At 46.9% G+C, this 18955-nt stretch carries 18 protein-coding genes; 14 read left to right on the top strand and 4 right to left on the bottom strand.

Annotated features, from left to right (window positions below):
- Positions 1-55: 55 nt before the first annotated feature.
- Together EZE20_RS15895 and EZE20_RS15890 are read left to right on the top strand one after the other, a co-directional pair.
- Complete coding sequence (locus tag EZE20_RS15895) at positions 56-2503, top strand: bifunctional YncE family protein/alkaline phosphatase family protein (protein ID WP_132119414.1); 2448 nt, start codon at positions 56-58, stop codon at positions 2501-2503.
- A 441-nt stretch (positions 2504-2944) separates the two neighbouring features.
- Positions 2945-3337: a hypothetical protein gene (locus tag EZE20_RS15890; RefSeq protein ID WP_132119412.1), complete on the top strand. Its 393-nt coding sequence runs from the start codon at positions 2945-2947 to the stop codon at positions 3335-3337.
- A gap of 101 nt (positions 3338-3438) precedes the next feature.
- Here the strand turns inward: EZE20_RS15890 and EZE20_RS15885 are convergent, their stop codons facing one another.
- The 3 genes from EZE20_RS15885 to EZE20_RS15875 form a co-directional block, all read right to left on the bottom strand.
- A complete protein-coding gene (locus tag EZE20_RS15885; protein ID WP_132119410.1) occupies positions 3439-4527 on the bottom strand; it encodes a glycoside hydrolase family 130 protein in 1089 nt (362 codons plus the stop codon).
- A gap of 71 nt (positions 4528-4598) precedes the next feature.
- Positions 4599-6146, bottom strand: a complete 1548-nt coding sequence (locus tag EZE20_RS15880; RefSeq protein ID WP_132119408.1) for a bifunctional metallophosphatase/5'-nucleotidase — start codon at positions 6144-6146, stop codon at positions 4599-4601.
- A gap of 31 nt (positions 6147-6177) precedes the next feature.
- A complete protein-coding gene (locus tag EZE20_RS15875) occupies positions 6178-7656 on the bottom strand; it encodes a M61 family metallopeptidase (RefSeq protein WP_132119406.1) in 1479 nt (492 codons plus the stop codon).
- A 128-nt stretch (positions 7657-7784) separates the two neighbouring features.
- On the opposite strand from EZE20_RS15875, the gene EZE20_RS15870 reads away from it, so the two are divergent.
- From EZE20_RS15870 to accC, 9 genes are all read left to right on the top strand, one after another.
- Complete coding sequence (locus tag EZE20_RS15870) at positions 7785-8447, top strand: hypothetical protein (RefSeq protein ID WP_132119404.1); 663 nt, start codon at positions 7785-7787, stop codon at positions 8445-8447.
- A gap of 156 nt (positions 8448-8603) precedes the next feature.
- On the top strand, positions 8604-9239 hold the full coding sequence (locus tag EZE20_RS15865) for an acetyltransferase (protein ID WP_132119402.1): 636 nt from the start codon (positions 8604-8606) through the stop codon (positions 9237-9239).
- A gap of 112 nt (positions 9240-9351) precedes the next feature.
- Complete coding sequence (locus EZE20_RS15860) at positions 9352-9924, top strand: YceD family protein (RefSeq protein WP_228713799.1); 573 nt, start codon at positions 9352-9354, stop codon at positions 9922-9924.
- A gap of 86 nt (positions 9925-10010) precedes the next feature.
- Complete coding sequence (rpmF, locus tag EZE20_RS15855) at positions 10011-10205, top strand: 50S ribosomal protein L32 (protein ID WP_132119398.1); 195 nt, start codon at positions 10011-10013, stop codon at positions 10203-10205.
- Positions 10206-10335: 130 nt separating this feature from the next.
- Complete coding sequence (plsX, locus tag EZE20_RS15850) at positions 10336-11274, top strand: phosphate acyltransferase PlsX (RefSeq protein WP_132119396.1); 939 nt, start codon at positions 10336-10338, stop codon at positions 11272-11274.
- A 21-nt stretch (positions 11275-11295) separates the two neighbouring features.
- Positions 11296-12300 carry a beta-ketoacyl-ACP synthase III gene (locus EZE20_RS15845; RefSeq protein ID WP_132119394.1) on the top strand — a complete coding sequence of 335 codons (1005 nt, stop codon included), beginning with the start codon at positions 11296-11298 and terminating at the stop codon, positions 12298-12300.
- A gap of 63 nt (positions 12301-12363) precedes the next feature.
- The gene (gene efp, locus EZE20_RS15840; protein WP_132119392.1) at positions 12364-12930 is read left to right on the top strand and encodes an elongation factor P; all 567 of its coding nucleotides are present in this window, start codon (positions 12364-12366) and stop codon (positions 12928-12930) included.
- 132 nt (positions 12931-13062) lie between these two features.
- Positions 13063-13536, top strand: coding sequence for an acetyl-CoA carboxylase biotin carboxyl carrier protein (accB, locus tag EZE20_RS15835; RefSeq protein ID WP_132119390.1), 474 nt, complete (start codon positions 13063-13065; stop codon positions 13534-13536).
- Between the two features lie 82 nt (positions 13537-13618).
- Positions 13619-14962: an acetyl-CoA carboxylase biotin carboxylase subunit gene (gene accC, locus EZE20_RS15830; RefSeq protein ID WP_132119388.1), complete on the top strand. Its 1344-nt coding sequence runs from the start codon at positions 13619-13621 to the stop codon at positions 14960-14962.
- A 79-nt stretch (positions 14963-15041) separates the two neighbouring features.
- On the opposite strand, the gene EZE20_RS15825 is transcribed toward accC, so the two are convergent.
- On the bottom strand, positions 15042-15854 hold the full coding sequence (locus tag EZE20_RS15825; protein ID WP_228713797.1) for a transglutaminase-like domain-containing protein: 813 nt from the start codon (positions 15852-15854) through the stop codon (positions 15042-15044).
- A 489-nt stretch (positions 15855-16343) separates the two neighbouring features.
- On the opposite strand from EZE20_RS15825, the gene EZE20_RS15820 reads away from it, so the two are divergent.
- The 3 genes from EZE20_RS15820 (at position 16344) to EZE20_RS15810 (ending at position 18925) form a co-directional block, all read left to right on the top strand.
- Positions 16344-16541 (top strand): hypothetical protein, encoded by a 198-nt coding sequence (locus tag EZE20_RS15820; protein ID WP_132119384.1) that lies wholly within the window; start codon positions 16344-16346, stop codon positions 16539-16541.
- Positions 16542-16564: 23 nt separating this feature from the next.
- The gene (locus tag EZE20_RS15815; RefSeq protein WP_132119382.1) at positions 16565-17422 is read left to right on the top strand and encodes an inositol oxygenase family protein; all 858 of its coding nucleotides are present in this window, start codon (positions 16565-16567) and stop codon (positions 17420-17422) included.
- Between the two features lie 111 nt (positions 17423-17533).
- Positions 17534-18925 carry a sodium:solute symporter family protein gene (locus EZE20_RS15810; RefSeq protein ID WP_132119380.1) on the top strand — a complete coding sequence of 464 codons (1392 nt, stop codon included), beginning with the start codon at positions 17534-17536 and terminating at the stop codon, positions 18923-18925.
- Positions 18926-18955 lie beyond the last annotated feature (30 nt).

Here is an 18955-nt window from a genome sequence, read left to right as displayed (position 1 = left end):
ATGGCTGTGACTTTTAAGTACATTTGGTCAAGATAATTCTAAACTTTTGGCTCCTATGAGAAAATATTACTTTTTCCCGACGCTTCTGGTGCTTGCCGTAGCCTGTTGTTTAATGGAATGTACCTCCAACCGGCAATCGTCCAAACAGGATGCTGTCAGTATTTTACGAAATAAGCGGGTGCTGCTCCCCAATGGCTGGTCGTTGACCCCGCCCGGAGTTTCTCTGCCACTAGGCGACCTGCCCCTCAACGTAGCGGTTTCTGCATCCGGTCGTTGGATGGCTTTTACCAATAATGGACAGGGAACTCAAAGTATCTCGGTACTTTCCCGTGAGACAGAAACGATCACTGATCAGGTGACGATTCCCAAGTCCTGGGTAGGGTTGGCGTTTTCGGGTGATGAAAAAAACCTGTATGCCTCCGGCGGAAATGACAATTTGATTCGGGTGTATTCCCATGCAAATGGCAAACTAACCGAGAATGGGCAGATTGTGCTGGGTGAGCCGTGGCCCAAACAGAAGATTTCGCCCGCAGGCCTATGCCTCGACGATGCTGCTCAGCGGCTCTATGTAGTAACCAAAGAAGACAGTGCGCTCTATACCTGCGATCCGCTTACCCGTCAGGTACTTCGCCGGGAGCCGCTGCCTGCCGAGGCTTATACCTGTCTGCTTTCACCCGATAAGTCGTCTCTTTATATTTCTTTATGGGGGGGCGAAAAAGTACTGGTTTATGATATTTCCAAAAGAACCATCTCCGCTCAAATCACCGTTGGCAGTCATCCGAACGACATGGTTGTTACCAAAGACGGTAAATTTCTATTTGTAGCCAATGGGAATGAGAATACCGTCTCTGTTATTGATTTGGGCGCAAAAAAGGTAGTTGAAACGCTCACTACCTCACTTTTTCCGGATGCTCCCGCCGGAAGTACACCTAATGGATTGGCGCTTTCGGAAGATGAAAAAATAGTATACATTGCCAATGCCGACAACAATTGCCTGGCCGTTTTTGATGTAACGGAGCGGGGCGAAAGCCGTTCGCTGGGATTTATCCCCACGGGTTGGTATCCTACCCTTGTTCGGGAAGTAGGTGGAAAAATCTACATCGCCAATGGCAAAGGACTAAGCTCTCTGGCAAATCCGGAAGGTCCTCAGCCCAACATGACGCCCGCCGAGCGCGCTAAAGCGCAATATATTGGGAGTTTGTTTCAGGGAAATCTCTCAATATTGCCAGTACCTAATGAGGAATTACTTAAAGGATTTACCCAATTGGTTTACGAAAACACGCCCTATACCAAGGAGCGTGAAGCGCGTGCCGAAGGCAAGGCGGGCAATCCGATTCCACGGGCAGTGGGGGAGCCGTCGCCTATTAAGTATGTATTTTATGTGGTAAAGGAAAATCGTACGTACGATCAGATTTTTGGCGATATGCCCGAAGGCAACGGCGATGCGAGCCTGTGTCTTTTTCCTGAAAAAAACACGCCTAATCACCACGCCCTCGCACGGGAATATGTACTGCTCGATAATTTTTATGTCAATGCAGAGGTAAGCGCAGACGGGCACAATTGGTCAATGGCGGGCTACGCTACGGATTATGTGGAAAAAACCTGGCCCACCAACTACGGCGGACGCGGAGGTACCTACGACTATGAAGGCGGCCCGCGTACGATTGCGTACCCCAAAGATGGATTTATCTGGGATTATTGTCAGCGTGCCGGCGTTAGCTACCGTTCGTATGGTGAATTTGTGCATCAGGGAAAGCCAACGATCAAAGCACTGGAAAATCATTACGATCCCAATTACCGGGCCTATGATCTAAGCTACAAGGATGTGGATCGGGTGGAACGCTGGAAAGTAGACTTTGACTCCCTGCTGGCTGCCAATGCTGTGCCTCGTTTCAATACGTTGCGGCTTGCCAACGACCACACGTCCGGGCTGCGAATTGGTGCGGCTACCCCGCAGGCTGCCGTAGCCGACAACGACCTGGCGCTTGGTGAGTTTGTGGCGTATTTGTCCAAAAGTCCGATTTGGAAAGAATCCGTAGTATTTGTAGTAGAAGATGACGCCCAAAATGGCCCCGATCACGTTGACGCGCACCGTTCGGTGGCATTGGTTATCGGGCCTTATGTGAAGCGCAATTTTGTAGATCATACGATGTACAGCACTACGTCGATGCTGCGAACGATGGAATTGATTCTGGGATTGCCACCGATGAGCCAATACGATGCGGCTTCCACTCCTATGTGGCGGTGTTTTAACAATACACCCGATCTGTCACCTTATGTAGTACGTCAGTCGAATATTGACCTGAATCAACGAAATGTGGCCGTTAATAAACATTCCAAACGCTCAGGCGAATTGAACCTGACGGTTCCGGACGCAATTGATGATATTGAGTTTAGCGAAATTGTCTGGAAAGGTGTCAAAGGCATCGACAGTCCTATGCCCGCGCCCCGTCGAAGCGCCTCTGTGCGTGCCCAACCCGAAGACGAGGAGGATGATGATTGAACGAATCCTATAATTTTTAAGAATAAAATTGGCACAAAATCGGCTCTTCGCAGCCGATTTTGTGCTTTATGGGGCAGGTAAGAAAAAAAGAATCCTGTAGAAAAAAACTTAAAAATAGATGTGTATACATTAATATAGAAAAAGTACAACACTGAAAAAGGATTTTCAACAAAATAGCCGTAGCAAATAACGAACTACTTGTTGTACTATTTACATAATCATTGTATTATTTTAATATAATCATAGGACTGTGGTATGAACTTTTGATTAGCTATCTTCCTCTATTGACACGTGTTGCGGCTTTGTGTACGTTTGTAGAGTCAAATGAGTAACGGAAAGGGAGTTTCAGAAGTACGAAACAAACCTTGTAGGGCAAGAAAGCGTAATTATTAAAAAAATACAATCAATTAGTAATCGTATCATTAAAAACACTAACACAAAATGAAAAAAACTATCTTAGTAGCCGCAGTATGGATGGGAGTATCCGCTGCCTCTTTCGCAGGAATTAACACCAATACAAACGGAAGCGCAATTGAAGTACGGGAAGACAATGCAGTGGACCTGAATGTAGAAGCGTTTCAGGATTTGAAATTCAAACTTTCTGTAAAAAACCTATCGAACCGCACATACATTGCCATCAAAAAATCAACTGGCGAAGTTCTTTACAGCGAGTATACAGGCAAAGCTGAAAACTATACCAAAATTTTCGACTTGTCTAATCTGCTTGATGGTGAGTATGTATTCGTAGTAGAAACCGGAAAAGGATATGTTGAAAAGCCTTTCAGCATCACGACCGAAACCACTCGTGTCGTAACAGCCAAAGCTGCCGAATAATTTGAATGATTAAAAAATAAACCTCCGTTGTACTTGCCCACAACAGAAGGTCTTGGTCGCACAGGAAGAATACTCTTTCTGTGCGACTTTTTTTGTTTTAATTAGCGCAACGGGGCCGAGGCAACCGCAATTTTTGAATCAGCGGTGCCGTAGTACAGCCACCACCGACCTTTGAAAGGTACGAGCGACTCCACAAATGTTACCTGATTGACCTGCCCGTTAATCTCATACGGTTGGTCGGGTTTCATAAAATAGCTCTTGGAGCGATCAAGCAGGCGATCCGGCTCACGGTCACTAAATAAAAATTGCCCGGCAGCGTAGGTGCCTTCGGGAAGCGTGGTGTCGCCACGTTTGGCGTCATTCATACCGTTGTAAATCAGGACAATGCCCTTGGGTGTAATCAAAGCCGGCGGGCCGGGTTCGAGGACGCGGTAATCAAAATGACCGGGACGAAATTCGGCAACGGCTTTCAATGATTTATCTGGTTTTGTAAAAGGGTACCAATGAATCAGGTCGTCGGAAACCGCAATAAACAATTGCTGCTGATCGCCCCAATACATCCAATATTTTCCATTGATTTGCGTCGCAATAAGTTTACTCCCCACCCGACGGCACACAATGGAGCCGGATTTTGACCAAAAGTCGGTGCCTCCGCCTTTGATAAAATTGGAAAATACCCGCCCGTGCTTCTTCCAGGACAACAAATCGGGAGAAGTAGCTACGCACAAGCGGGCTTTTTCTCCGTCATACGAGGTGTAGGTCATGACGTACTGTCCGTCGGCGGTCTCGACCACCCGTGGATCTTCCACGCCGCCTTCCCACTCGTACTTTTTCATGGCATCGTTGTCCGGATAAAAAATCGGTGTCGGCATGCGCTTGAAATTCAGGCCGTCGCTACTGATTGCCAGGCCAATGCGGGAAGTCCCGTTATGCTTACCGACGGTGTCTTCTGCCCGATACAACAGATGTATTTTCCCATTTCTAACCACTGCCGCCGGGTTAAAAACATCCTTGGCTTCCCAATGAACATTTTCTCCCCGAACCGGGCAGTCGAAGGTAGTCGTGCCAAGTGGCGAAAGGACGGGATTGGCTGCATTGTGCTTGCTGAATGGGCCAATGAGCCACGACTGCGCCTGACCGCACAAAGCGGTAAACGTAAGAGCTGCGAGTAAGAAAAGTTTTTTTATCATAAAATTAGTCCGGGTAAAGTTGTGCCGCATGAAGGTAGGCGGAATTTTGGTAGCAATACAAGTTTGCCGATTCAGAGCGTGCGGAGGTACTCAATAAAGACCTTACGAACATCTGACCGGGCGTCTCCTTTGGCGGGAGTCAGGATGGGTTTAATGATTCCGTCATTTTCCGGCACCAGAAAACTCATGCCAAATTCTTTGCCTGTCAACAGAAAATCCGGCAGTACGACACGATACGTTTTCTGCTTGTCCAGCGGTTGCTCCCCTACAAACCATTGCTTTTGGGCATCGTCGTAGCGCGCATTGGCATGGTGTAAAAAAGCACCTCTTCCACGGCTCAATCGCCCGGTTTCCAGTACTTTATGCAGGAAGTCGCCCGTAAAAGTTGCCTGTGAAATGCCGCCGCCAAAGGGCAAAATTCTGACAATGTCGTACTGCGTAATCGCTCCCGTCAGCACATCGTCAATACGTACCGAACCGCCGTTAAACAGCGCCAAATCGCTTTCCGGAAAAGCTCTCAGCATACTTTTGGCAATTGTGGAAGTAAGTGCGCCATGTTCGCGGCGCACGGTGGCTTCGTGACCATCCCAGGGCTCAGTCGTAGTAAAAACAATTTCGTTGGGTTCAAAACCTAATTCTTTAAAACTTTTGGATGCAATCTGCTGCCATTTGGTAACAACAGCGGCCGTTTCAGGATCTTCCGGAATGCTGCTATCAATCACTTTCAATTCAGAATCAACTTTAATCAACTGATTTTTACGATCAAAGCGCAGGTTGTGAATATACACCGTTTTGGCGTTTGCGTCCGCTTTTACCACGGGTACTTTCCCGACCATTACGCGCATGTTTTCGTGATCGTGCCCGCCCATGATGAGGGCAAGGCCGGGTAGCTGCTCCGCAAGCCGCTGATCGTCGGCAGCGGCAAGGTGCGTGAGTGCCACTACGGCATCTGAACGGTTTCTTAAATCTTCATAGGCCCGACCTGCGGCGTCAAAAGGATCGGTGACCTGCACAAAATCCTTATTGACCGGAATACAAACACCAAATAAGCCAATGCGGATTTGGCCGTTGGTCAGTACAAGTGAAGGCGGTAGAGGGGTTGCGTTTTTTGTAAAAGGTGCTGTATTCAGTCCGTTTTGCTGCTGCATATTGGCAATAACCCACTCAAAGTCGGATTCATTGATGCGTTTTTGCAGAACAGTTGGCGCCTGATCGTCGTAATCAAACTCGTGGTTTCCAAAGGTAGCCACATCAAGCCCGGCCTCGTTGAGAACCTCCACCATTTGTTTGCCCTGAATGCGCTCACTTTGGTAGCGCAGCGTACCAATAACCGAAGGACTTATAAAGTCTCCGGCGAGTACAAAAAATGTACTTTCGGGCGACTTTTTTTTCAACTCTTTATTAATATGTGCTACGCGGGCCATGCCACCGGATTGACCGTTGTTGAGCGGCGAAATTTCGTACACATCATTGATTTGTAAAAAAGTAATGGTACGGCCGGAGTGACAGGCCGAGAAGAGCAACAAGAAGAGTACCAGACTAACCTGACTGATCCAGCTCGAAGAAAAGCAGGGCATTGCCGGAAGAGCGTTTCGACGTTGAGAGTAAAGTTTTTTCACAAGTTATGGTAGTTAAAAGAGGTTGATAAGTCTACATTTTTTCGGAAGTTTCGTATGCTTCAACCGGCGCCAGCCATCGCTCCCATTGGCGATTGGCCCGGGCATCTTCCCGTACATGAAGTTGAATATTTCCATTGGTAAAAGTAGTCATTTGCAATCCTACAAAACCCAATGCTTCGTTCAGATATTCTTCCAATGGAAGATTTCCTTCAATGCAGTCGTTCCAGTACCAGTCGAGAGGATCGTCGGCTATTTCTCTTACAATGCTTTGATAATCAGCATATGTGTACCCGATAAATGGCTTGCCGAACCGCTGCCAAAGCTGCCGCATGACGTCGTCGAGCGAGCGGGCATGATCAAATTTTTTACGAAGAAATAAATCCAGAATTAACGCCACGAGCGCTCCTTTGTGATACACCGATACCTTGCGCTGCGGAATGCCTTTTTCGTATCCGTCCAGCCACAAATCCCAGGAAGATTCGATGAGCGATTGTGCTGCCTTTCCACTATTTTCAAAATGCCGCTTCATGTACACCTGCAATTCTTTGATGTAAGCCTGATCGTCGAAAACGTGGGCTCTTCTCAAAAATAAGTCGCCATAATAAGTCGTGCAACCTTCGGCTACGAAACAGGTTGTGAAATAGTTTTCTTTGGTAAAATCGTAGGGCAAAAGTTCTATTGGACGAATTCTGATAATATTCCAGGCATGAAAAAGCTCATGCGAACTCACACCCAACAAGTCGGTATACAGCCCTTCCCCTTCATCATCCGGCCCGAGCACAATCATAGTAGAGTTAAAATGCTCCACACCGTGATAAAAAGCAGTAGGCAAAATGAGGTTAATAAAATGATATTCTTTTTCGGGAAAATCGCCCATCATGGCAATTTGCTCGAAGGAAAACCGCGCAAAATCATTACGGATGCGGCGCCAGTTCGGATGCAGATTTCCGTGCATCCACACGTGGAAATTGACGCCCTTTTCTTCATACGTTTCATGTTGCAAAGTAGCCGAGGCCAATAGCGGGCAGTCTACGAGCTGATAGTAGCTGCCTGCATGCAGGACGTTGGGTTGCTCCGTGGGCGTCAGGCCACAGGCTATGCGAAAACCCTCAGGCAGATCGAGCGTAACCTGACAATACTCTTCCAGTTGACCTTCGGCGTAGAGTGCAAAATTGATAAAATTGAGATACCACAGGTCTTCATCCACATAGCTGCTACCGGCGTTCTGAATAGCTGCATAAAAATTATATGAAACAATGACCTGCTCATCGGCGGGGTTGGTGTCAACCTGCCACCGATCTTTCGTAAGTTTGCGTACCCTAAGGTCAGCACCGGAACTGCTACGTGCCGAAAATTTTTGAATATTTTTAGCAAAATTCTGAATTTCGTAACGTCCCGGCCGCCACGCAGGTAGTTGAAATTCAAGCGTTTGTTGGCCATTTACAGGCGCTGTGCAGGAAATTTCTACAAATCTTGAATTGGGGTCGGGTACAGCAATGTGGTACATCATATCGGTTGAGGGTGAGCGTTAAAAATAAGAATCAGGTAAAAAGGATTTAAAAGGAATGTTCTCCCCACAAACCAAAGGATAATTTACCTTCGTTACCAGTAAGAAGTTAAAATTAGCAATCGTTTTTTATGAAAAAAGTTATTCTGTTCACCGCCGTGCTACTCGCTTTTCACGGATTTTGCCAGCAAGCAGTAGCTCAAAATGAGGAGTATTACAAGCCCGACAGCCTTCGGGGCAAACCCCGGCAAACAACCATCATAATTCCGGACGCTGACAAACCCAAAGCAGCTACTCCACCGGCTCGCTCTGACGTACCGCTGCCCCTGATTGACCGCCTGCGACTGGGCGGTAGTTTTGGTTTGGGGTTTGGCACTGTTACCAACATTAACCTTTCACCCATGGCTGGGTTCAACCTGACCGAAAAACTCGTGGGTGGAGTGGGCGTTACTTACATGTGGTTTACCTCCCGGAGATTTAACGTTAATAGCAGCTACTATGGGGGCAGGTCGTTTCTGATGTATTCGCTTTTTCCGATGATTACCCTGCAGGCAGAGTATGAGGGGTTGAATGTAGAGTATTTTAATAGCCTCGAACAAAAATACACCCGAACCTGGATCGGCTCTCCGATGGTAGGTGCGGCCTATACACAGCCGTTGGGGGCCCGGTTTACGCGGGGCGTTCACATGACGCTCCTGTATAACCTGAATTACAGCAATCAGCTCAATCCGTTTACAGGTCAGAATATTTCACCTTATTCGGGTCCGTTTGTGTTTCGGGTCACTTTTCTATAAAACCTCCGGCTGAGACAGGGAATGAAAAAGCGCCAGGCTTGGTTGATGAACAAGGCATACGTGCCTTATCTTCTGTTTATATTTCTTTAAATCATTACAAATACTAGTTTTTCTTCGAAGCGCAGTGTGCATTTCGGAGACTGCTAAAAAAAGTTTATGGAGAATCCGGTTTTGATTTTTGGTGCGGGCGTACTTGGCCGTCAGGCGCTTGATATTTTTCAACGAAATGGAGTGGTGGTGTACGGCTTTCTTGATGACAAAAAAGACCTTCACGGAACCGAAATTGGCACGGTCAGCGTGCTGGGCGATACAGATGACGGCGGTTTTTTGAAAATAATCGGCGCAAAATGCGAAGCCTTTGTAGCGATCGGTGAGCGGCCGGTTCGGGAGCAACTCGTCGAAATGCTGAACGAACGACGCAAAACTATGCCCGTAAATGCTATTCACGATACGGCTGTTGTGTCCGAAATGGCCACTATTGGGCATGGTAACTTTATTGGTGCCCGAGTGGTGATTGGCCCACAGGCCGCTGTTGGGCAGCATGTACAGATACAAGCCGGTGCGTTGATCGAAAGCCGTGTAATTATCGGCGATTTTGTGAATATAGGGACCGGTGTCATCCTGAACGACAACGTAGAGGTAGAATCCGGGGCTTATATCGGGACAGGTGCTGTGGTAGTGGCAGGTGTCAAAATCGGGAAAAATGCGCGCGTGGGTGCCGGATCGGTCGTGATTGCTGACGTTCCGGCCAAATCTACCGTATTTGGAAATCCGGCGCAGGCCATTAAATAAGGTTCATCAGCGCATCAGAAGGCACAACTCAGAACAGGAGCGCCAATGGTAGTTCATGAATGTCAATAAATTCATAGTCAGTCTTTTTAATTATCCCAAAAAGATTTTAACTTTGCAGTCCTTTTTGCAGAACGACGTGAAAGAGCAGAATCGATATAGTATAGATATTTATGGTTTGGAGAACAAATCATACGAATATGACTACGAGGTAGAGCCGGTATTTTTTCAGGAAATGCCTCAGGATCTGATCGAAGGAGGGAATTTTAAGGTGCACCTCGTATTGGAAAAATCCAGTACGATGATTCAGCTGAGGTTCTCGATTGTGGGGGAAGTGGAACTTATTTGTGACCGTTCGCTGGAACCATACGAAGAGCAGGTTGAGACGCAGGGGCTGATGATTTTGAAGTTTGGTGATCAGGATGAAGAACTGACCGAAGAAATAGCAATCATCAACCGTAATCGCACCCGAATCAACGTCGCAGGCTATATTTTTGAGTTCATTGCGCTGGCTTTGCCCATGAAAAAAATCCATCCGGATTTGCGAACCCAGGACGATGACACCGAGTTTGAGGCTTTGGTTTATAGTTCAGAGAGTGGCGAAACCGCCGATGCTGACGAATCGGCACCTGCACCTGAGGAAAAAATTGACCCTCGCTGGGAACCCCTGAAAAAATTGAAAAAGTAAACTTGCAGGCTTTCAAAGTTCCGAATACGATTAAAAGCAGTAAATAAATATAAATCACGAATTTTAACAACTGAGTACATAAAATCATGGCACATCCCAAACGGAGACATTCGACGACCCGCCGCAACAAGCGCAGATCTCACGATTTCCTGACAGGCAAGCAGCTTTCCGTTGATCCAACAACGGGAGAAACGCACCGGTCACACCACGCTCACGTATACGAAGGAAACTTGTATTACAAGGGCAAACTTATGATCGAGAATTACGCAAAAAGCATCTGATTTCCTGTAATGACGCGCGCTCATTTCGCAACAACCGTATAAAAGTTGTTGCGAAATTCTTTTTTACTAAGGTGCAACTGCTAATTTTACACCCACGTTTTCCTTTTTTTAGCTACTAAAAAGTGTGTAAATGAAAATTGCAGTAGATGCTATGGGGGGTGATTTTGCCCCGCAAGCCATAGTGGAAGGAGTTATAATGGCTGCTTCCAGCTTGCCAGCCGATACCCAACTTGTGTTAGTGGGGCGGCAGGACATAATCAAAGAATTGTTTCAGAAGCATGGATTTGAATCCTCAGCCGTGGAAATTGTCCATGCTGATGACGTAATAGAAATGAGCGAGCACCCCACAAAGGCGCTCTCGCAAAAACCCAATTCCAGTATTGGAGTTGGGTTTAAGCTTTTAAAGGAAAAAGCTGTTGACATCTTTTGTAGTGCAGGCAACACCGGAGCCATGCACGTAGGAGCGCTTTTTAGCATTCGCGCAATCGAAGGAATTATCCGCCCGGCTATTGCGGGATTTGTTCCGCAGGTTAACGGAAAACATGCCATCATGCTTGATATTGGTGCTAACGCTGATTGTAAACCCGATGTCCTGAGTCAATTTGGTGAAATAGGCTCACTTTTTGCCCGACACACACTCCACATTGACCATCCACGGGTCGCCCTGATGAATATCGGGGAAGAAGAACAGAAAGGGTCTGTTATTGCACAGGCTGCGTATCAATTGCTAAAAGAAAATAAGCGGATTCAGTTTGTAGGCAATATTGAAGGGAAAGATCTCTTTACCGACAAAGCAGATGTAATCGTTACAGATGGCTTTACCGGAAATATTTTATTCAAACTGGGAGAATCGCTCTACGGAATCCTGAAAGAACGGGGGATCGAGGACGAGTTTATTGCCCGCACAAATTATGAATCTATTGGAGGAAGCCCGATCATTGGCGTCAATGGAAATGTGATGATTGCCCACGGCATATCGTCGCCACTCGCTATAAAAAACATGATCAGCTGGGCTCGCCAACAAGTGGAAGCCAACGCTTATATACATATTGCTCAGGCTTTGGCCTGACCGACAAACAACGCACAAACCATGACCCACTCAAAAGCTTCCATTACAGGCGTTTATGGCTATGTACCGGACTACATTCTGACCAACGCCGAATTGGAAAAAATGGTTGATACCAACGATGAATGGATTGTCAGCAGAACGGGAATTAAGGAACGGCACATTCTGAAAGGAGAAGGGAAAGGAAGCTCGCACATGGGCGCCGAGGCAGTGAAAGGACTTTTGCAAAAAACCAATACCTCGCCGCAGGAAATTGATTTGTTGATATGTGCCACCACAACCCCCGATTTTGTCTTCCCCTGCACAGCCAATCTTATATGTGATATGGTGGGGATCCGTAACGTCGGAAGTTTTGATATTCAGGCTGCCTGCTCAGGTTTTTTGTATGCCCTAACAATGGGTTCGCAGTTCATAGAGACCGGCAAATACAAAAAAGTTATCGTAGTAGGTGCAGATAAAATGTCCGCGATTGTTGACTATACCGATCGTACTACCTGTATCCTGTTTGGAGATGGCGCAGGTGCCGTGTTGCTGGAAGCAGATGAAACCGGTTACGGTGTTTTGGATACACTTATCCGCTCTGATGGCGCCGGTCAACCGTTTCTTAACCAAAAAGGAGGAGGCAGTCGCTTTCCACCTTCGCACGAAACGATCGAGAAGCGGATGCATTATGTGTATCAGGACGGCCCGCAGGTATTTAAGTTTGCGGTAAAAAACATGGCCGATATTTCTGCCGAAATCATGGAGCGTAACAACCTTAAAGGCGACGATGTGGCCTGGCTTGTGCCGCATCAGGCTAACAAACGCATCATTGAAGCAACGGCTCACCGCATGGGAGTTGGTATGAATAAGGTGATGCTCAATATTCACAAATACGGAAATACCACCGCCGCCACGATTCCCTTGTGCCTGTGGGACTACGAATCGCAATTGAATAAAGGAGATAATTTGATTTTGGCTGCTTTTGGTGGTGGTTTTACCTGGGCGGCAACCTACGTAAAGTGGGCTTACGACACAGAGCAATCCTAGAAAGCACGTCTTGTGCTGGATATAAAAGTAACTATTGATATTAATTTTATTACTGATTTACATATGGCATCAACAGCAGATATTCGCAACGGTTTAGTAATTGAATATAATAATGACCTTTTTCAAATAATTGAATTTCAACATGTTAAGCCCGGAAAGGGAAATGCATTTGTCCGTACCAAAATGAGAAGCCTGACTTCCGGAAAAGTACTCGACAATACCTTCAACTCGGGCGCGTCGATTACTCCTGTTCGGGTAGAACGCCAGAAATTTCAATTTTTATATCAGGATGAAGTTGGCTATAACTTCATGAATGTGGAAAACTTTGAACAAATTTTACTTGAAGAAAAGCTTTTGACTGGTAAGGATTTGATGAAAGAAGGGCAGGAAGTGGAGATATTGATCAATACCGAAACCGAAGCCCCGCTTACCTGTGAACTTCCTGCTTTTGTGGAGCTTACCGTTACCTACTCCGAACCCGGCATTAAGGGAGATACGGCCAACTCACCTAAAAAAGCAGTGAAGGTAGAAACCGGTGCTACTATCATGGTGCCACTGTTTATTGAGCAAGACGATGTGCTCCGCATTGATACCCGCACCTACGACTACGTCGAGCGCGTAAAGTCCTAAGGCGCGTCACGGCTTAGTTTAAAAAATAAAGCTAGACTCATGAGCAGGAAATGGCAGTGCTGCGCTCATGACGAATTGATTTTTATGCTTTTACACAAATTTCCTGCTCCTAAGAATTAATTACTCGAACTCATGGAAACCAAAGAAATTCAGAAATTAATCGATTTCATTGCTCAATCTGGGCTGGACGAGGTAAATATCGAAACCTCTGAACTCAAAATTAAAGTTAAGCGCTACGGTACAGGTCCTGCACCAGCTCCCGCTCCTGCATCAGCGGCTCCCGTTGCTGCACCGGTGCAAGCCGTTGTTTCAGCACCTGCATCAAGCCCGGCCCCTGCGCCAGTAGCTGTATCTGCTGAGAGCCAGTATATTACGGTAAAGTCGCCCATGATTGGTACGTTCTATCGCGCAGCAAGCCCTGAAACTCCCGCTCTGGTAAACATCGGAGACGAAGTGAAGCCCGGCAAAGTCGTGTGTGTGATTGAAGCCATGAAACTTTTCAACGAAATTGAATCCGAAGTATCGGGACGTATTGTGAAGGTTTTGGTTGAGAACGCAACGCCGGTTGAGTTTGATCAGCCGCTCTTTCTGGTAGAACCAAACTAATGTCCGTTTAGCGATATTTTGAAAGTTACTCAGGAAATAGCCTTTTCCTGATCAGAAAGTTATAGGTTTCAAGCTACATTCTATGTTCAAAAAAATACTCATTGCAAACCGGGGTGAGATTGCCTTGCGCATTATTCGTACGTGCCGCGAAATGGGCGTCAAAACCGTTGCTGTTTATTCTACCGCCGACCGCGACAGCCTGCATGTTCGCTTTGCCGATGAGGCCGTGTGTATTGGCCCGCCTGCAAGCCGACTGTCCTATCTAAATATTCAGAATATCATTTCGGCCGCCGAGGTTACCGGTGCCGATGCGATTCATCCCGGCTACGGATTTCTATCCGAAAATGCCGAGTTTTCACAGATTTGTGCCGATTACGGCATAAAGTTTATTGGCGCAACCGCCGCCCAAATCAATAGCATGGGCGACAAGGCTACGGCCAAAGCCACGATGCGCACCGCCGGCGTGCCCGTCATTCCGGGTTCGGTGGGGCTTCTTGACTCAGTGGCGCAGGGCAAAGAGTTGGCCGCAGAAATGGGCTACCCGGTCATTCTGAAAGCCACCGCCGGAGGTGGAGGACGAGGCATGCGGATCGTGACCAAGGAAGACGAATTTGAAAAAGCCTGGAACGACGCCCGGCAAGAATCGGGTGCGGCTTTTGGAAATGACGGACTCTATCTCGAAAAGTTTGTAGAAGAACCCCGGCATATCGAAATTCAGATTATTGGTGATCAGTTTGGGAATGTAAGCCACTTGTCCGAACGTGACTGTTCCATTCAGCGTCGGCACCAAAAATTGGTGGAAGAAACTCCTTCACCGATTATTACGCCCGAACTGCGTGAAAAAATGGGCGATGCCGCTGTGAAAGGCGCGCGCGCTATTGCCTACGAAGGTGCCGGTACGGTGGAGTTTCTGGTTGACAAACACGGAAACTTCTTCTTTATGGAAATGAATACCCGTATTCAGGTAGAGCATCCTATAACCGAGGAAGTTACAGATTTTGATTTAATAAAAGAACAAATAAAAGTGGCTGCCGGCGAGCCGGTTTCGGGCAAAAACTATACGCCAAAACTATTTGCCATGGAGTGCCGGATCAATGCCGAAGATCCGGGCAATGGGTTCAGGCCAAGCCCCGGTAAAATTACGAATCTTCATTTTCCTGGCGGACACGGGATCCGGATCGATAGTCACGTGTATAGCGGCTATACGATTCCGCCAAACTATGATTCCATGATCGCTAAATTGATCGTGAGTGGTCAGTCAAGAGAGGAAGTGATTACCCGGATGAAACGTGCCTTGCAGGAATTTGTCATTGAAGGAATAAAAACTACGATTCCTTTCCACATTAAGTTGATGGACGACGCAGGCTTCCGCTCCGGAAACTTTACCACCAAATTTCTGGAAGGATTTGATTTTAGTGATCTGTAAGTAAAAGCAGAGTTTTGTTTAAAGCCAAAAGAGCGGGAACCACATCAGGTTCCCGCTCTTTTGGCTTTAAATGCAATCTTTACTGAGCGGGCTGCGCCGAAGGGTCTTCTTCCAAAAGCTCCGTTTCGACGTCGAGCGATTGGAGCTGCATAGATCCGAACTGCGTAACCATAGCCACGTCGGCGGCGTCGCGGCCGTGACCGATTTCGATCCTGTATCCATGCGTGAATTCCTGTACTGCATCAATCGGATACCACTGATCGCCCAGAAAAGCTTCCACCCATGCGTGCAAATCCATAATTTCGAGTTTGTCCAGGTAGCCTACGGTCATACGTGCCGGAATGTTCAGGCTCCGGCACAGGGAAATGACGAGGTGAGTAAAATCCCGGCAAACGCCCGTGCGGTTATACACCAAATCTAGCGCCGTAGTAGTGGCGTTTGTCACTCCATATTGATAGTAAATATTTTGGTGTACCCACTTCCGGATCGCTTCCACCTGCTCATAGCCGGGTGTGCTATTACCCACAATCTGAGAAGCAAGCTGATGAATTTCGTATAAATCAGATTGACAATATCTACTTGGCAATACATAAAGCATGGCCTCGTCCGGAAGTTCCTCAATGGGCACAAAAGGCGGCAGAGGATTGGGCAGAGGCGGCGTTTCGAGAACGTTAGCTTCTACCTGCGACGTGATTTTTACCTCGCCCTGCGGCAATGTAGCCCGCTGACAGGAGTTCCCGTAACTATCGGTAAACTCTGTAAAATGAACCGTTGGCTCGATGATAAATCCTTCATTAAAAATGGCCTGTGTGCTCTCGCGCCTGGGGCGGAGCATCATGGTTACAGCAGTTGGATAGGGTATTTGGTACGTAAAAACGCACTTTCCTTTCATTTTCATAAACGATGAAATACTAGCAGGGTAGCTTTTTAAATAAGTTGAAAAAGGATTCTATCGGTGATATTGAGAATTCTTCTGAAACCTACTCAAAAAAACCGTACCTATTACGTTTTAAAGGAGCTATATAGGCTAAAAATCTTCAATCAGAGATACAAATAGGGGAATACCTCCCGCATGTTGTCGTTAGTAATAGATAAGAGAATTCAAAATACGCCTCAGGGATTGTAAAAGCTCGCTTTTGCGTGCCCCAATCACCTGACATACTTATACGATAAACAGCCATGAAAACATTCAAAACCGGAAGTATCTCATTTATTTTAATTGCCCTGCTGCTGAGTAGTGCGGGCTGTGTTCATTCTCATTACCCATCTCCACGCTACGGATATGGGTACGCGTACAGCCATCGTGTTCCACCCAGAGTAGTGGTAGTGCGGCCCGCTCCCCGAGTAATTTATAAACAATCGCCCCAGCGTCATTCCCGCTATGAGAATAGACCTGCGCGCCGGGGCTACCAACCGCGAAGCAACCGAAATTATCGTAGCCAAAGCCATAAAAGTCGCCGCTCGTATGGGCCCAGGTAAAATCAGTTCGTTTTTGGCAATTTTCCCGGGAATGGGCTTAAATTTTTTTAAAATAGCATTGCTTGCTAACTCCCTGAGAAGTAGTATTTTTACGGGATAAAAAATAAAAAACCTGCAATTAACATGACACCAGATACCCAAAACCCCTTGCAGAGCCTTGATGTATGGGAGGAAGACGTACTGACGCGCTACCCCGAGCCATTTACCAAAGCCAAAGACGATTATCGCAACTATGACGAGCCCGGCCGGGATACCGTACGTGAGTTTTACCGACTCAACCATACGTATCAAACGTATGATTTTGTGCTCGCAAAGGAGCAGGAATATCTGAAATTTGATAAAAAAGAAATGCCCGTTTGGCAGGCCTTTGATTTCCTGAATACCCTCGTAGACGACTCTGACCCCGACACTGACCTGGATCAATGGCAGCATTTGCTGCAAACATCCGAGGCGATTCGTGCCGACGGTCATCCCGATTGGTTTGTACTGGTTGGGCTAATGCACGACATGGGCAAGGTATTGTGCCTGTTTGGTGAGCCGCAGTGGGCTGTTGTTGGCGATACGTTTCCGGTGGGTTGTGCGCATTCAGACAGCATCGTGTATCCAGAGTATTTTGACGCAAATCCTGACGCCAAAGATGAGCGATATAACACAAAATACGGTGTATACGAGCCCAATTGCGGCTTGCGCAATGTACATATGTCGTGGGGGCACGATGAGTACGTGTACCAGATGATGAAGGACAGCCTGCCTGAAGAAGGCCTGTATATGTTGCGGTATCATTCGTTTTATGCACAGCACCGCGAGCATGCCTACGATCATTTGATGGACGAGCACGACCACAAAATGTTTGAATGGGTGAAGAAATTTAATCCGTACGATCTGTATTCCAAAGTGCCCACCCCGCCAAACTGGAAAGAACTTCGGCCTTACTACGAAGAGCTGGTAGCCAAATATTTGCCGGGAACATTGAAATTCTAAGTTTCCTTATTTTCCTTATTTTTGAGCCGCTTTTTATTCGCTTGCTTTCTGATGAAGTATAGCGGGTAAAAAGCGGTTTTTTTTGAACCTTGCTCAACTCTTTCCTGCCTCATGCTGGCTATTTCTATTCTTGGATACCTTTTGTTGAATCTCGGAATTGGCCTGTGGGCTTCCCGAAGAGTATCCACCACCCGCGATTTTATTCTAGCTGGCCGCAGCCTTCCGTTGGTGTTGGCTGCTTCGGCCACGTTTGCCACCTGGTTTGGTTCCGAAACAATTTTGGGTGCTCCTGCTGAATTTATAAAACATGGAGTTCTGGGAATTATCGAAGACCCCTTTGGCGCGGCCCTTTGTTTGTTTTTGGTCGGTATGTTTTTTGCCAGACGATTTTACAAAATGAATATCATTACGTTTTGTGATTTTTTCAGGATCAGGTACGGCCGCAAGGCGGAGTTACTATCCGCAATTTTGATTATCCCTTCCTATTTTAGCTGGATTGCCGCGCAATTGATGGCTATGGGCATTGTGCTGAAAGTAGTGCTGGGCTGGTCGCTGACGGGTTGTATTGTTCTGAGTGCCGTTGTTGTTATTCTATATACTATTTGGGGCGGGATGTGGTCCATTTCTATAACCGATTTCCTGCAAACCATCATGATTATTGTAGGTTTAACCTTTGTTGCTGTAATCCTATATCAGAAAACGGGTGGTCTATCAAGCATCACCGCCAAATTACCTGACGGCTTTTTTCGATTCTATCCCGATTTTACCTTTCAGGGTTCTGTCCATTATTTTGCTGCCTGGATTACGATTGGCCTGGGGTCGATTCCGCAACAGGATGTTTTTCAGCGGGTGATGGCCGCCAAATCTGCCGATACGTCTGTTCGCGCTACTTATATCGCATCGTTTATGTACCTGACAGTTGCGCTGATCCCCCTGTTTATTGCCTTGTGCGGGCACCTGCTATATCCCGAAATGGAAAAGGAAGGCGGTCAGATGATTATCCCGAACATGGTACTTCTGCATACACCGCTTCCGATGCAAATCCTGTTTTTTGGTGCGTTGGTATCGGCCATTCTAAGCACTACCGCTAGTGCTATCATGGCTCCGGCAGCCGTTTTGGGAGAAAATATCATCAAGTTTTTTAATCCCAAACTCACCGATCGTCAACTGCTGCGGATCATGCGACTGGGCATTGTGGGCATCACCGCTGTATGTATCGGGATGGCTACCACGCGCGAAAGTATTTTTGAACTCGTCGCTGAGTCGTCGGCTTTTAGTCTCGTTTCGCTTTTTGTACCGTTGGCGGCCGGGCTTTACTGGAAGAAAACCAATACGCTGGGTTGCCTGCTTTCTATGAGCGTTGGGCTACTCGCATGGCTGATTTGTCTGCAACTAAACACCGAGTTTCCGCCGATGCTGTATGGCTTGCTGGCTAGTTTTTTTGGGATGTGGATTGGCACTTTGATCAATTCCGGTCAACAGGAAACCGAACGGTTTGATTAGCTTTCAGTCAATAGAAGCTTTGAATAAAAA

The sequence above is a fragment of the Arundinibacter roseus genome (assembly GCF_004348825.1).
Classification (GTDB): Bacteria; Bacteroidota; Bacteroidia; order Cytophagales; family Spirosomataceae; genus Arundinibacter; species Arundinibacter roseus.
This window is presented reverse-complemented; position numbering and strand designations above follow the sequence as displayed.

Excerpts from the sequence above, each read along its gene's own strand:
- EZE20_RS15895 (WP_132119414.1), top strand. The coding sequence starts at position 56 with ATGAGAAAATATTACTTTTTCCCGACGCTTCTGGTGCTTGCCGTAGCC.
- EZE20_RS15890 (WP_132119412.1), top strand. The coding sequence starts at position 2,945 with ATGAAAAAAACTATCTTAGTAGCCGCAGTATGGATGGGAGTATCCGCT.
- EZE20_RS15885 (WP_132119410.1), bottom strand. The coding sequence starts at position 4,527 with ATGATAAAAAAACTTTTCTTACTCGCAGCTCTTACGTTTACCGCTTTG.
- EZE20_RS15875 (WP_132119406.1), bottom strand. The coding sequence starts at position 7,656 with ATGATGTACCACATTGCTGTACCCGACCCCAATTCAAGATTTGTAGAA.
- EZE20_RS15870 (WP_132119404.1), top strand. The coding sequence starts at position 7,785 with ATGAAAAAAGTTATTCTGTTCACCGCCGTGCTACTCGCTTTTCACGGA.
- EZE20_RS15865 (WP_132119402.1), top strand. The coding sequence starts at position 8,604 with ATGGAGAATCCGGTTTTGATTTTTGGTGCGGGCGTACTTGGCCGTCAG.
- rpmF (WP_132119398.1), top strand. The coding sequence starts at position 10,011 with ATGGCACATCCCAAACGGAGACATTCGACGACCCGCCGCAACAAGCGC.
- plsX (WP_132119396.1), top strand. The coding sequence starts at position 10,336 with ATGAAAATTGCAGTAGATGCTATGGGGGGTGATTTTGCCCCGCAAGCC.
- EZE20_RS15845 (WP_132119394.1), top strand. The coding sequence starts at position 11,296 with ATGACCCACTCAAAAGCTTCCATTACAGGCGTTTATGGCTATGTACCG.
- efp (WP_132119392.1), top strand. The coding sequence starts at position 12,364 with ATGGCATCAACAGCAGATATTCGCAACGGTTTAGTAATTGAATATAAT.
- accB (WP_132119390.1), top strand. The coding sequence starts at position 13,063 with ATGGAAACCAAAGAAATTCAGAAATTAATCGATTTCATTGCTCAATCT.
- accC (WP_132119388.1), top strand. The coding sequence starts at position 13,619 with ATGTTCAAAAAAATACTCATTGCAAACCGGGGTGAGATTGCCTTGCGC.
- EZE20_RS15825 (WP_228713797.1), bottom strand. The coding sequence starts at position 15,854 with ATGAAAGGAAAGTGCGTTTTTACGTACCAAATACCCTATCCAACTGCT.
- EZE20_RS15820 (WP_132119384.1), top strand. The coding sequence starts at position 16,344 with ATGAGAATAGACCTGCGCGCCGGGGCTACCAACCGCGAAGCAACCGAA.
- EZE20_RS15815 (WP_132119382.1), top strand. The coding sequence starts at position 16,565 with ATGACACCAGATACCCAAAACCCCTTGCAGAGCCTTGATGTATGGGAG.
- EZE20_RS15810 (WP_132119380.1), top strand. The coding sequence starts at position 17,534 with ATGCTGGCTATTTCTATTCTTGGATACCTTTTGTTGAATCTCGGAATT.